A 13105-nucleotide genomic window follows, 5' to 3' on the forward strand; every position below is an offset into this window, starting at 1 on the left:
TATTATTTTAGATAATCAAAAACTACTTCACCAAATCCTAAAGTTACATCAGCAATAAAATGAGATCCTTTGATAATTTCTTTAATTGGTAAGTGATGAAGAGCTGCTTGTACATGATTAAAAACTTGCAGATCAACAGGTCCAGTCCAAGCACCTTTTACTGTCACATCTTTTACGTGATATTTAACAAGTTCACAGATGCTTACATCTTTACCATTTACATGAGGAATAGTTTTAAGTAAAAAGTTTGGTGTTTCTTCTAAAGCCTTCTTAATAACATTCTTATCTAGCTCTTCATATTTATAACCCATAGTACCGAATGCTACATCTACACTGTTATATTTAACCGTACCTAGTAAAGTATCAGAATCTACAGTTAGAGTAGGGTGAGCATATTTTTTTGGAAAACCCCAGATTTCACGACCAGCTGCAATTGATGGTAGATTATCTAGAAGCATAATATGCGAATATAGACCTTTTTTACCTTCAAACTCAACTTCAATAAGTTGACCAGCTTCATTAAAACTACCAAATCCATTTGCATCATGCATTTTCATAAATTCAAATTTTACAAGACCAGTTGGTTTAAGTGGCTCAGGGACATATTTTTTTAAAACTTCAATATCTGCTAAATAATCAATAATAAAGTATTCTCTATTTGTGAATTTATAAGCAATTCTATTTGCTGTTGGTGAAACTAAAGGCATTGAAAAAACGTTTTTCTTAACATCTTCTATTTTCATTCTTAATTCCAAAATGTGTATATTGTTAATGTTTATTATAATCGTAAATCATATTTTTTGGTAATTAGAAATGTAAATTTATTTTACTTTATCGTATAAATCACATTTTCGGTTATGTATACTAATTTAGTAAAATTGAAAAAAAATGTTTTTTACTATGAGTTATAAAACTATATCTTTTCTAAAGATATCATATGGAAATATTTTAGAATGGTATGATTTTTCATTATATATTTACTTTGCAACACTTATATCGACTAATTTTTTTCCTACAGAAAATCATCAGTTATCTTTACTACTAACTTTTGCAGTTTTCTTTATTGGTACTGTTATCAGGCCACTAGGTGCTTTAATTATGGGATATTTAGCTGATATCTTTAGTTATGCGTATGTTGTAAATGCATGTACTGTCGCCATGGGTATATCAACAGTATTAATAGGTCTAATACCAAACTATTCTAGTATAGGGATTTTATCGCCTATCTTATTAATTATATTAAGAGTGATACAAGGCTTATCTGTAGGTGGACAGTTTCCTACACTAATAACTCTCGGAGTAAGTAGCTCAAAAGAAAATGCGGGATTATCTGTTGGAATTATTTTTGCTATATCTTCAGCTGGATTTTTATTAGCTTCTATAATGGGTACTCTTTCTGAAGTTATATTTACCAATCATAATCAGCTTATTTGGAGAATTCCATTTATATCAAGTGGTTTACTATTTGCTACTTACATATATATAAATAGAAATGAAAATTATACTGAGCAACCTTCAAAACAAAAACAACAAACAAAATTGGTAGTAGCACTATTTAAGCAATATAAGCAAATAGTAGTAGTTTCATTAATAACATGCATGTGTGCTTCACTATATTATATGGTTTTTACATATCTTGTTAACTACCAGATTGAATATCAACATATATCAGAGAGTAGAGCCTTATTTTTAAATAGTATAGTACTATTTTTTGCATGTATTTTTTATCCAGTGTTTGGTTATATCGCAGATAAATATGGTTATATAAAAGTCTTTTATTTAGCTTTAATAACTTTAGTTTTATTATTTTATCCATTAATTATGTTAATAGCAGTCAATAATTTTATTATAAGTTTCTTAGCTATTTTAATATTTTGTATTATTATGGCAGCTATTCAAGGGGCAGTATCTCCATTTTTTGCGCTAGTATTTGATAATGAATGGCGAGCTACAGGATGTGCTATTAGTTATAGTATAGGTAATGGAATAAGTGGAGCAGCACCTCTATTGGCTGGTATATTTACAGCAAAATATGGTATTTCAGGTTTAGCTTTATATACTTTAGTATTAGTTGTAGCAGGTACATTAGGATCTTTAGGGATTTATAGAACTATGAAAAATAGTATTTAGCCTATAACAAGTATAATTTACACAGTAGTATTTAGAGTCTATAATTCTTATATGGATAACTTGTTTGTCTTTGATATTTTATAAATGTAATCTAGTTACATTTTATAGTTTTATCTCCCTTAACATCAAAAGGATAAGCTTAATATATGAAAAGAAATTATTTAATAGTATGGGTTGTGATGCTTGGTTTTTTTGCGGTATCGTTTGTAACCAATATTCTAGGACCTATAATTCCAGATGCAACTAATGATCTTCATCTAACACTATCTCAAGCAGGAGTTTTACCTTTTGCTTTTTTTATAGCATATATTATTTCTATTCCTGCGGGATATATGCTCGAAAGATATGGTTCAAAAAAAATGATTTTATTTGCATTTTTATTAGGATCGTTAGGATCAATATTATTTTGCCTTAAGGTAAGCTATATAACATATATCGTAAGTTTATTTACTGTTGGGACAGCAGCAGCTATTTTACAGGTAGCTTTTTGGCCTTTACTCAGAGTGGCTGGAGGAGAGGAAAATTATTCTTTTTTCTCAGTATTACAACAGGTATTTTTTGGAGCTGCATCTTTTGTTAGTCCATTTGTATTATCTTATTTAGTCATAAACTTGCCTTATCATGGAGATAGTAACTACTTTTTAATATTCTTTAATAAGTTGGTAGCTACAAACTTTAGTTGGGTTGCCATATATTGGTTTAATGCTATTGTGATGTTTTTATTAGTAATTTTTATTAGCATAATCAAATTTCCCAAAGTTGAACTAAATGCCGATGAGAAGTTAGAAGGTTTTGCTACTGTGAAGAAACTGCTTAAAAATAAAATTGTTTTGATATATTTTTTAGCGATATTTTCATATGTTGGACAAGAGCAAGGTATTAGCGTATGGATTTCAAAATTCCTAAATGAGTATCATGGATTTAATACTGATACAGTAGGAAATACTACAGTAGCTTTATTTTGGATTATGCAATGTGTAGGTGGAATATTAGGGATAGTACTATTAAAACTCTATAATGTTAAAAATATTTTAAAAGTATTTCTAACGTTACAGTTAATATCTTTAAGTTTAGCATTGTTTGGTTCTGCACATGTTTCATTAATATTCTTCCCAGTTTGTGGTTTTTTGACATCTATTATGTATGGAGGGCTTTTTTCATTGGGAATGAACTCTTTAAAATCGCATCATGGAACAATCTCTGGAATATTCTGTACAGGCATAATAGGTGGAGCGATAGTTCCATTAATTGTTGGAAATATAGGAGATTTTTTTGGCTTAAGAATAGGAATGTGTTTTGTTTACCTTACTATTATATTTATGCTATATGTTTCGATAACAGCAAAACCATTAGTAGATAATAAGACTATAAAATTAAAAGAACTATTATCAAAAAAATAATTAGAAGTAACTATGATGAAAGAGAGTATGATAAATAAAACTATTGTTGGTGTTGATATTGGCGGCACTAAAATAAATGCTGGAAGAATAGTTGGAGATATCCTATTAGAGTCATATTTAAATAAGATTCCAGAGACGGCTGAGTATGATGCCCAATCCGTTATAGATGCTGTAATTGATACTATTTCAAAAGTTTTTTCTAAAGATGTCGAAGGTATAGGTGTAGGTATACCAAGTGTTGCTGATAGAGAAAAAGGCATTGTGTATGATGTTCAAAATATAAAGTCTTGGAAAGAGATTCATTTGAAGGAGATTCTAGAAAGAGAATTTAAAGTGCCTGTTTTTATAGATAATGATGCAAATTGTTTTGCTATTGGCCAGAGGCTTTATGGTAAAGGTAAGCAATATGAAAATTTTGTTGGGATTACAATAGGTACAGGTATTGGTGGAGGGATAATAAATAATGGCTCTTTACTAAAAGACTATAATTGTGGTGCTGGTGAGTTTGGAATGCTACCTTATTTAGATGGAATTTTAGAAGACTATTGTAGTGGCCAATTCTTTATAAAAAAGATAGGTATTGATGGCACAGAAATTTTAAAGAAAGCTAAAAATAATGATAAAGATGCTATTGATATTTATAAACAGTTTGGCAAGCATCTAGGTGTTGCTATAAAGTCCATTATGTACACAATAGATCCAGAGGTAATTATATTAGCAGGATCTATAATTTCAGCTAGAGAATATTTTGAAAATACAATGTGGGAGGAAATACAAACATTTGCATTTACTAAATCTATTAAAAAAATCAAAATTGAATGGTCAGAAACAGCAGGGGACTTCCAAATTTTTGGCGCAGCAGCTGTTTACTTAGATAGATGTAAAGATTTATAGTAAAATAAAAGTAGCTAAGCATAGAAGTAAAAATTTCATATGAATAAAACCCAGATAGAAATCTTAAATTCTTTAGATGATAAGAAATACGTCAGTGGTCAAGATATTGCAGATAATTTAGGAATATCCCGAGCTGCTATATCAAAAAATATAAAATCACTTAAAGATAATTATCAGATAGATATATTTTCTAACTCAAAGATAGGCTATTTACTTGATGAAAAGCTTGATTTAATTAATCAAGATGAGCTTGAAAAAGATTTTAAAAATGTAAATTATTTTTATTCCATAGATTCTACTTCAAAATATGCTATTGAGAATCAGAGGAATTTAAAAGATAACGCAATTGTTATTACCGAACATCAAACAGATGGTTTTGGTCGATTTAATAGAAAATGGATATCTCCTTTTGGTAAAAATATTTACTGTACATTAGTTGAGATAGTTGACCTTGATATATCTAAACTAAATGGTTTATCTTTAGTAATAGCTATAAGTATAACTAAAGTATTAAATAGGTTGAATTTAGATGCTAAGCTAAAATGGCCTAATGATATCTACATTAATGATAAGAAGATAGGCGGAGTAATAATAAATATTTCAGCCGAGATAAATGATAGGGCTAAGCTTTTCATAGGTTTTGGCTTAAATGTAAATATGCGTAATAATCAAGATATCACAAAAAACTGGACCTCAATAAAATTAGAATCTAATCGACATGCTAATCGGACAAACTTACTTATACAAATAATAAATACTATAAGAGAAGACTTAATTATTTTCACTAAAGAAGGATTTTCTTCTTTTAAGAAAAATTATGAAAATTTAAACTATCTAAAGGATAAAGAGTTTACATTGATATTAGCAGATAAAAAATTTACTAATTGTAAATATAAAGGTTTATCAGGTATTGGTGAAATAATTATTGAAAATAATAATGGCTCTTATTCATTTTCCTCAGGAGATATTAGTATCTTAGATAGTTCTATAAATTCTAAATAATTAGCATTTTGAGTTATTTTTGCAATACATTTATATCTTGAAAACTTTTCGATAGTTTCTATCTGCTCATCTATAAAACTAATATTTTGATTATTACAGTTAGCTACCCAACCAACTAGTTTGACATTATGTCTTTTAAGTTCATTAATAGTTAGTAAAGTATGATTAATACAGCCAACTTTTATTGATGAAACTAATAATACTGGTATTTCTAAAGCTTTTATTAGATCAAACTGAGTTATTTGATTAGAATATGGCGTTAGTAATCCTCCAGCCCCTTCGACTAAGAGCATTTTTAGATCTTTGCAATAATTATTAGTAATAAATGATTCTAAGTTTTCTAATGATATATTAGTATTAGACTCTGCTGCAGCTATATGAGGAGCTATAGCTTCTTTAAATGATATTAGATTAATTTCATGAGGAGAGAGTTTGTAATTGTATGCTTGAGCAATACTCTCAACATCCTCACATAAATTGGATCTTTTACTTTTACCAGATGCTACAGGTTTTAAACAGATAGATTTAATATTCTGTGACTCATAAGCCTTGATTAAGTTAATTGAGACATATGTTTTACCAACATCTGTATCTGTTCCTATAATAAAAACTTTTTTCATATTTTTATTCCTTAAAACAAATAAATAAGCCAATATGATAACTAAGGTTAAACTGATTCTTATCAGAATATAGTTGTTTTATTTTCTTATAATTATGATTGGCTTTATTTCCTGTATATGTATTTACACCTGTAGATTTAAGATGATTAATAACTTCTTTAAAGCTATTGAAGTTTTGGTTTATATAGAAGCTATTATCGTATAGACAGTTTAGATTAGCTTTTTTGATAAATTCTAAGATAGATGATTTATTATACATACTATTTATACGTAAGATATCTTTTAATTCATAAAAATTATCATCCAAAATTGTACTAAAAGCTAAAATAGAACGATTATTTAGTTTACTTGCGATATTTTCTATTAAGTTTTTAAAATCTTGACTCCATTGAAATGACATATTTGAAAATATTAAATCATAGTCATTAGCAACTATATCTAAATCCTTATCAAAGTTAAGTTTATAAGTATTTAGATTTTTTATACTATTAGAATTTTGTGGGGGAGCAATATCTCCAATATCAATTTTATTAGGATTGAATGCTCTATTTAGTTCGAAAGGTTCTGAAAGGTCTCGAACTCCTAAGTTTAATATCTTATGTATATGATTGTAGTTTGGTAGTTTTGAGTATTTTAAAGTTTCTGCTAAAAGTAGTTGTCTAACTTTATTCTGGATACTACTTTTTTGTGTATACTGGTTTGCATTAGAGAAATTTGTTTCGACTTTATTATATATATCCATAATTTAACTCCTTAGAGATAATTTCTAAAGCTTCTTGAATTTGATCTAATGTATTACTAGAATGTAATGAAAATCTAAGAAGGGATTGGCCTTTAGGAACTGTTGGATATCTAAAACAAGAGACTATAATATTTTTATCATAAAGTTTATTTTTCAAGTTTATAGCTAAGTTATTATCCTTTATTAATATGCTTTTAATAGGAGATATATTATCTGATAATAACTCTAAATTTTTGTGTTTACATAATTGATTAAAGAGATCTATATTCTTATAAAGAGTCAGTCTTTGGTTATCTGCAGATTTTAAGTTTTCTAATTGTAATATTGAAGTTTTTAGTATTAATGGGGGTAGGGCTGTAGTATAAATATAGTTTCTAGCAAATTGGATTAGGTATTCAGCAATGCTATTTGTAGTGCAAATCATAGCACCAACCCCACCAAAAGCCTTACCTAAAGGAAGGATACTGATAGGACAGTCAGTATGTTTAAGTCTATGCTTATCTATAGAGCCTTTACCACATTTGCCTAAAATACCAAAGCTATGCGCCTCATCAACTATTAATTTACCTCTGGCTATATTTGATATTTTATCTAGTTTACTAACTGTTCCATAAGTACTAAAAGCTCCTTCAGTAGTTATATAACTTTTATTATTATAAATATTTTCTAGATGATCTAAATCTTGATGTTTATATCTTCTTAATTTTGCTTGTGACAACTTGATACCATCAATAATAGAGGCATGAATATACTTATCAGCAAATATTGTCTGGCTTTTATCAAATAAAGTTGAATAAATAGCTAGATTTGCCATAAAACCTGAGCTAAAAAATATAGCTCTAGGATAATTAACAAATTTAGCAAATTCTACTTCAAACTCTTTAGTCTCATCTGTATATCCGCAAACAATGTTAGATCCTTTGCTACCAAAACCATATTTGTCAAAACCGTCAATTAAACATTGTTTTAAATTAATGGATTTAGATAAATCTAAGTAGTCACTAGTAGTAAAATCAATAATGGATTTATCTGTATTAATATTGCTAGCTTTTAGCTCCCTTAATAAGTTATCTTTTTGATACTGAATATACTTATTTTCTAGATTTAGCATGATTTTAGATTAAGCTGTTAACCCCAGCTTTGATAATAGATAGTTATCTGAATTTACAGTAGCATTATTCTCAGTTAGAAGTTTATTACCATAAAAAATAGAGTTAATACCTGCAAGAAAACACAATGTTTGCGTTTCTATAGACATATTTTCTCTACCTGCTGATAGTCTAAGTCTAGCTTCAGGGAAAAGAATTCTAGTTGTTGCTATAAATCTCACAAGTTCTATATTATCAATCTGTGCTTCTGAATATTTGTCTCCTAGAGGAGTCCCTTTTACAGGTATTAAAGTATTGATTGGAATGCTTTTCGGTGGTGATGGTAATTCTAATAACTCCAATAATAAACTAAGTCTATCATCTAGGGATTCTCCCATTCCTAATATACCACCACAGCAAACATTGATATCTGCATTAGCTATATTTCTTATAGTTTCGATTCTTTCATCAAATTTTCGAGTTGAAATTATTTCAGGATAGTACCTTCTTGAAGTATCCAAATTATGATTATAATAATCTAAACCAGCCTCTTTTAATTTTGTCGCTTCTTCAGGATTTATACTACCTAAAGTTACACATGTTTCTAATCCTAGCTTTTTTACTTCAGATATAATATTAGTAACTTTATCTAAATCTTTCTTAGGTATATTTTTCCAGGCTGCTCCCATGCAGAATCTTTTTGAACCACTAGCTTTCGCCTGTTTTGCCTCTTCTAAAATATTATCTATATCTAGGAGCTTATGTTTCTGTATTTTTGTATTGTAATGCCCACTTTGAGGGCAGTATTTACAATCTTCAGGACAAGTTCCTGTTTTTATGCTTTTTAATGAGCATAGCTCTATATCATTATTAAAATTTTTCTTATGAACTTCTAGAGCATTAAATATTAATTCTGTAAGAGGCTTATCATAAATTGTTTTAATCTGTTCTAAATTCATGTTTGTATGGTTGATAACTTTAGGTTGTAAATTATTGTATATCTTGTATATAATTTATGTCAACCAAAAAATATAATAATAGTTTACAATGAAGTATAACACTAATATATGGCACCCTTGTACACAAATGAAAGACTTTGAAAAAGTTCCTCCTTTGAATATCAATAAAACAGAAGGTAGTTATATATATACAAAAGATAACAGAAAACTTTTTGATGCTATATCTAGTTGGTGGTGTAAATCTTTAGGACATAGGCATCCATATATCGTAAATAGATTAAAGAATCAGCTTGATAAGTTTGAACACACAATATTTGCTAATACAACCAATAATGAAATTGAGTATTTTGGTAATAGAATATGCAAACTAACATCAATGGATAAAACACTATATGCAGCTGATGGTTCATGTGCTGTTGAAATTGCTTTAAAGATGACTATACATTTACGTCAACTTAGAAATCAAACCTATAAAACTAAGTTTGTTTGTCTTGAAAACTCTTATCATGGTGAAACTTTAGCAACTATGAGTGTTAGTGATTGTGGTTTATATTCAGAGCCATATAAACCTTTATTATTTGATAGTCTAATTATAAAAGATTTACCATATGTAAATAGTAAAACAGATCCTCTGTGGGAGGATGCAAAACATCATTGGGATAAGACAGAAAAATTTTTAGAAGAAAATAAACAAAGTATAAATGTGCTAATAGTTGAGCCTCTATGTCAAGGAGCTGGAGGTATGTTGTTATATAGTAAAGATTATCTCAATAGGTTATGTAGCTGGTGTAAGCAAAATGATATTTATATTATTTTTGATGAAATTATGACGGGTGTTGGAAGGTTAGGTAAATTATTTGCATTAGATTATCTAGATGCTTCTCCAGATTTTCTATGTATATCAAAAGGCATTACATCTGGAGTGATACCTTTTAGTGTAACTCTGACAAAAAATCAATATTATGATATGTTTTATAAAGATAAAGTTTCCGAAGCATTTCTACACTCACATACTCATAGTGGCAATATCTTAGGAGTTGTAGCTGCAAATAGTGTTTTGGATATTTTCGAACAAGAGAATATATTAAATAATATAATAGAATTAGAAACTCTAATGTATAACTGCTTTTTAGAAATACAGCAAGAAATTCCTATCTTTAAGAATATTAGAAATCTTGGAGGTATGATTGCCGCGGATTTAGATATAGATAAATATAGATTTGGCTTTGATGTTTATAAAGAATCTATTAAATTAGGCGCATTACTCAGACCACTTGGTAATACACTTTATTGGCTACCACCTTTAAATTCAAAGCCAGATGATATCATTTACTTAAAAAAAGTTACAAAGCAGGCAATTATAAATGCTCTTAAACAGCTTAGCTAATATTAATTAGAACTTGTTTTATATTGTTGTATAGCAAATTTTATGATTTATTTATTAGTATGTTTAAGAAGATTTTTTATCCTATCTAAGATAATTAATGGTTATAAGCTTATTTTTAGTGAGAGATAAGAAAATAAATTTTAAGTAAAGGGAAGTTAAAATGAATTTAAAAAAAGTTTCTACGTTGTTAGTAACTAGCTTATTTGGTTTATCTATAGGATTTTCTTTAGATAATCCTACACCAGTAAAAAAAGATGACACCATATCTAATGGTCAGCTTGTATTTGCTGCGACTTTGATCAGGCATGGAGATAGAACTCCATGGATGCCAATTAGAAATCCTCAATATAGTTATTCATGGAAAGGAGGGGATGGAGAGTTAACACCTCTTGGAATGAGAGAAGAATATAAGCTTGGGAAATATATAAGACAACTTTATATGAATAAATATCATCTTTTACCAAAGACATATTCTAATGGAACAATTATATCATTGGCAGGACAGGAAAATAGACTAGTTGTGAGTACTCAATCATTCTTATATGGGTTATATCCTCTTGGAACTGGTCCAAAGTTAGATTCGGGATTACCTGCATTGCCTGGTGCATTAAATCCTATTCCTATATTTACTTTGCCGAATGCTCCAGTATTTGATATTGGCTCTGGAAAAGAATCACAAGTATTTAATCAGCTTGCAGAAAAAGAAGTCCATACACAAGCAGTATGGAAAAAATATAACGGTGAAGTATCTGAAAAACAGTTAGATGAATGGTCAAAAATTGCAGGATATAAAATAACAAATCTTTCTGATGCTGGTGGACTTTTTGATGATTTACATGTCCGTACTATCTACAATGTGCCTTTCCCAAAAGGTATTAGTATGAAAACTTATAATAAATATTATCCATTAACTAATTGGGCAGGGTTATATGAGCTTGGTCCGAAAAATATTGGAGATTTACTTGGATCTCCATTCTTGGATAATTTAAATAAGTATTTATCATCAAAAATTAATAATCAAAATAATAAGCTTAAATATATTGTTTATGGAGGACATGATACGACTATTGCAATCGTAATGAGCGCTCTTGGTGATCCTATATATACAAATCCACACTATGCTTCATATATGAATTTTGAATTATTCAAAGTTCATAATAATTATGTAGTAAACATAACTTATAATGGTAAAGATATTAAGATTCCTGCATGTGATAATAAAACTTACTGTAGCTATGAGAAGTTTAATAAAATAGTTAATCAAGCTTTAGCTGAAAGAAATAAAATGCTTAGTAAATAAGTAGTGTTTATAATAATATAAAACTAACAATAATTACTTAATTTACGATTTATTAGAAAAGAATTTAGAATTTATTCTTTTTTAGATACTTCATAAAGTAATAAACTCAGAAATATTATAGTTATCTAATATGACTTATTAATTTTATTTTTTTTATAAAAATATTCTCTATCTGCTATATATATAGTTTTCGTAGCTTTAGCATAGATATTTTTTTTAGAATCTACATAACATACAGGTAGACTAATTATAGCTTTATTGTTAGATAAAACATCCTGCTTTATAGTAGTAATAATTTTTTTAGACAATAAAAATCTTGCATATACATGTTCGGTAATTGGCTTAAGATAGTCTATATTTGCAGATAAATCCCATACAACGTAATCATCACCAAGAATCTCGCATAGTTGAAGAGGGTAAATGGGATCTAAAGAAGAATATATAGCCCCACCAAAACCTGTACCATGATAGTTTTTAGTATTTTCATTTAGATTGAATTTTAGATGAACCTCAAGAAAATCATCTGATACAAAAACTATTTCGCCTCCTGTCGCTACAAAGGCTGGGAGCTCGTTAAATCTTGCTATTAACTGCTCTGATTGCTCACCAAATTTTTTCCTTGTTTTAAAAACTGGAGTCATAATATCAAATTATTTTTTATCTATTATTAACAAATTCTACAACTTTATCTAGAGCTATTTTAGCATTTGGCAAAGGGCTAATTCCAATTGTAGTCATAAAACCATGATACATCTCATCATCATAATGAGTTTCAACTAAAGTTCCTTGTTCTTTAAGCTTTTTCTCATAAGCATAAACTCCATCAATTAAGATATCATGAGTAGCCGATACGATTAATGTATCAGGTTGCTTTGTTGCTTCATAAAACAAAGGAGATATTGTAGGCTCTCTAAGTTTTTTAGGTTGAGACATAATCTCATCACCAAGATATGCTTTAAGCATCATTTCACACCACTCTGCAGTAAGATGATATTTGTATTCATCATATTTATGGTTACTTTCATATTTTGTATACATATCAACAGCAGGATAAAATAGTACTTGTGCTTTAGGCATATTTTGTTGACGCTCATGACAAATAATTGTGACAAGATTTCCTCCAGCACTATCTCCCATTACAAAGATATTTTTAGGATCAATCTTGTAGTTACTAATATTTTGGTATAACCAATCATAAGCAAATAATGCATGCTCAATAGCATTAGGGTACTTATGCTCAGGAGCTAAACCATAAGCAAGTGAGAAAATATCAAAATTTCCTTGATCACAAAGATAACGACATACATGATCATAAGTATCAATCGAATTTAGAGACCATCCACCTCCATGAATAAAAAGCAGAGCTTTACCATTTGGCTTTTTAGACCTATAGTGTCTTAGTATAGTATTATTCTCTAATTTTATATCTTCTTCGAGAATATCAGGACGAGGAATTCTTTTAATTTGACCAATAGATAGACTTTTAAAGATTTCACGCTGCTCTCTTAAATCTAACTTTTTTATTCGTCGAACTTCAGGAGTATCTAATATTGCTTCTAAACTTGGATGATATGTCATAGTTT

General features: G+C 28.7%; 13 protein-coding genes. 6 read left to right on the forward strand and 7 right to left on the reverse strand.

Features of this window, described 5'->3' with window-relative positions:
- Positions 1-2: 2 nt before the first annotated feature.
- Positions 3-743: an acetoacetate decarboxylase gene (locus R8535_RS02795; RefSeq protein ID WP_329496375.1), complete on the reverse strand. Its 741-nt coding sequence runs from the start codon at positions 741-743 to the stop codon at positions 3-5.
- Between the two features lie 157 nt (positions 744-900).
- Here R8535_RS02795 and R8535_RS02800 point away from each other — a divergent pair, with 157 nt between their 5' ends.
- From R8535_RS02800 to R8535_RS02815, 4 genes are all read left to right on the forward strand, one after another.
- Positions 901-2130 (forward strand): MFS transporter, encoded by a 1230-nt coding sequence (locus R8535_RS02800; protein WP_329496373.1) that lies wholly within the window; start codon positions 901-903, stop codon positions 2128-2130.
- 146 nt (positions 2131-2276) lie between these two features.
- A complete protein-coding gene (locus tag R8535_RS02805) occupies positions 2277-3530 on the forward strand; it encodes a sugar MFS transporter (protein WP_329496371.1) in 1254 nt (417 codons plus the stop codon).
- Between the two features lie 12 nt (positions 3531-3542).
- Positions 3543-4424 (forward strand): ROK family protein, encoded by an 882-nt coding sequence (locus R8535_RS02810; protein WP_329496369.1) that lies wholly within the window; start codon positions 3543-3545, stop codon positions 4422-4424.
- A 39-nt stretch (positions 4425-4463) separates the two neighbouring features.
- The gene (locus R8535_RS02815) at positions 4464-5426 is read left to right on the forward strand and encodes a biotin--[acetyl-CoA-carboxylase] ligase (RefSeq protein ID WP_329496368.1); all 963 of its coding nucleotides are present in this window, start codon (positions 4464-4466) and stop codon (positions 5424-5426) included.
- On the opposite strand, the gene bioD is transcribed toward R8535_RS02815, so the two are convergent.
- From bioD to bioB, 4 genes are read right to left on the reverse strand one after another with little or no spacing between them, the layout of a single operon-like run.
- Entirely contained in the window at positions 5369-6046 is a 678-nt protein-coding gene (bioD, locus tag R8535_RS02820; RefSeq protein ID WP_329496367.1) for a dethiobiotin synthase, read from the reverse strand. The genes R8535_RS02815 and bioD overlap by 58 nt on opposite strands.
- Positions 6047-6050: 4 nt before the next feature.
- Positions 6051-6788, reverse strand: coding sequence for a biotin synthase (locus R8535_RS02825; protein WP_329496365.1), 738 nt, complete (start codon positions 6786-6788; stop codon positions 6051-6053).
- The gene (locus R8535_RS02830; protein ID WP_329496363.1) at positions 6775-7899 is read right to left on the reverse strand and encodes an aminotransferase class I/II-fold pyridoxal phosphate-dependent enzyme; all 1125 of its coding nucleotides are present in this window, start codon (positions 7897-7899) and stop codon (positions 6775-6777) included. The genes R8535_RS02825 and R8535_RS02830 overlap by 14 nt, the downstream gene beginning before the upstream one ends.
- 9 nt (positions 7900-7908) lie before the next feature.
- On the reverse strand, positions 7909-8835 hold the full coding sequence (gene bioB, locus R8535_RS02835) for a biotin synthase BioB (RefSeq protein WP_329496361.1): 927 nt from the start codon (positions 8833-8835) through the stop codon (positions 7909-7911).
- Between the two features lie 88 nt (positions 8836-8923).
- On the opposite strand from bioB, the gene bioA reads away from it, so the two are divergent.
- Entirely contained in the window at positions 8924-10222 is a 1299-nt protein-coding gene (bioA, locus tag R8535_RS02840) for an adenosylmethionine--8-amino-7-oxononanoate transaminase (RefSeq protein ID WP_329496359.1), read from the forward strand.
- Between the two features lie 160 nt (positions 10223-10382).
- Positions 10383-11522 (forward strand): histidine-type phosphatase, encoded by a 1140-nt coding sequence (locus R8535_RS02845; protein WP_329496357.1) that lies wholly within the window; start codon positions 10383-10385, stop codon positions 11520-11522.
- A gap of 125 nt (positions 11523-11647) precedes the next feature.
- Here R8535_RS02845 and R8535_RS02850 read toward each other — a convergent pair whose 3' ends face one another.
- Together R8535_RS02850 and bioJ are read right to left on the reverse strand one after the other, a co-directional pair.
- Entirely contained in the window at positions 11648-12163 is a 516-nt protein-coding gene (locus R8535_RS02850) for a PaaI family thioesterase (protein ID WP_329496356.1), read from the reverse strand.
- Positions 12164-12179: 16 nt separating this feature from the next.
- Positions 12180-13100 carry a pimeloyl-ACP methyl ester esterase BioJ gene (gene bioJ / locus R8535_RS02855; RefSeq protein ID WP_329496354.1) on the reverse strand — a complete coding sequence of 307 codons (921 nt, stop codon included), beginning with the start codon at positions 13098-13100 and terminating at the stop codon, positions 12180-12182.
- Between the last annotated feature and the right edge of the window lie 5 nt (positions 13101-13105).

It is taken from the genome of Francisella sp. 19S2-4, assembly GCF_036281795.1.
Taxonomy (GTDB): Bacteria; Pseudomonadota; Gammaproteobacteria; order Francisellales; family Francisellaceae; genus Francisella.

Excerpts from the sequence above, each read along its gene's own strand:
- R8535_RS02795 (WP_329496375.1), bottom strand. The coding sequence starts at position 743 with ATGAAAATAGAAGATGTTAAGAAAAACGTTTTTTCAATGCCTTTAGTT.
- R8535_RS02800 (WP_329496373.1), top strand. The coding sequence starts at position 901 with ATGAGTTATAAAACTATATCTTTTCTAAAGATATCATATGGAAATATT.
- R8535_RS02805 (WP_329496371.1), top strand. The coding sequence starts at position 2,277 with ATGAAAAGAAATTATTTAATAGTATGGGTTGTGATGCTTGGTTTTTTT.
- R8535_RS02810 (WP_329496369.1), top strand. The coding sequence starts at position 3,543 with ATGATGAAAGAGAGTATGATAAATAAAACTATTGTTGGTGTTGATATT.
- R8535_RS02815 (WP_329496368.1), top strand. The coding sequence starts at position 4,464 with ATGAATAAAACCCAGATAGAAATCTTAAATTCTTTAGATGATAAGAAA.
- bioD (WP_329496367.1), bottom strand. The coding sequence starts at position 6,046 with ATGAAAAAAGTTTTTATTATAGGAACAGATACAGATGTTGGTAAAACA.
- R8535_RS02825 (WP_329496365.1), bottom strand. The coding sequence starts at position 6,788 with ATGGATATATATAATAAAGTCGAAACAAATTTCTCTAATGCAAACCAG.
- R8535_RS02830 (WP_329496363.1), bottom strand. The coding sequence starts at position 7,899 with ATGCTAAATCTAGAAAATAAGTATATTCAGTATCAAAAAGATAACTTA.
- bioB (WP_329496361.1), bottom strand. The coding sequence starts at position 8,835 with ATGAATTTAGAACAGATTAAAACAATTTATGATAAGCCTCTTACAGAA.
- bioA (WP_329496359.1), top strand. The coding sequence starts at position 8,924 with ATGAAGTATAACACTAATATATGGCACCCTTGTACACAAATGAAAGAC.
- R8535_RS02845 (WP_329496357.1), top strand. The coding sequence starts at position 10,383 with ATGAATTTAAAAAAAGTTTCTACGTTGTTAGTAACTAGCTTATTTGGT.
- R8535_RS02850 (WP_329496356.1), bottom strand. The coding sequence starts at position 12,163 with ATGACTCCAGTTTTTAAAACAAGGAAAAAATTTGGTGAGCAATCAGAG.
- bioJ (WP_329496354.1), bottom strand. The coding sequence starts at position 13,100 with ATGACATATCATCCAAGTTTAGAAGCAATATTAGATACTCCTGAAGTT.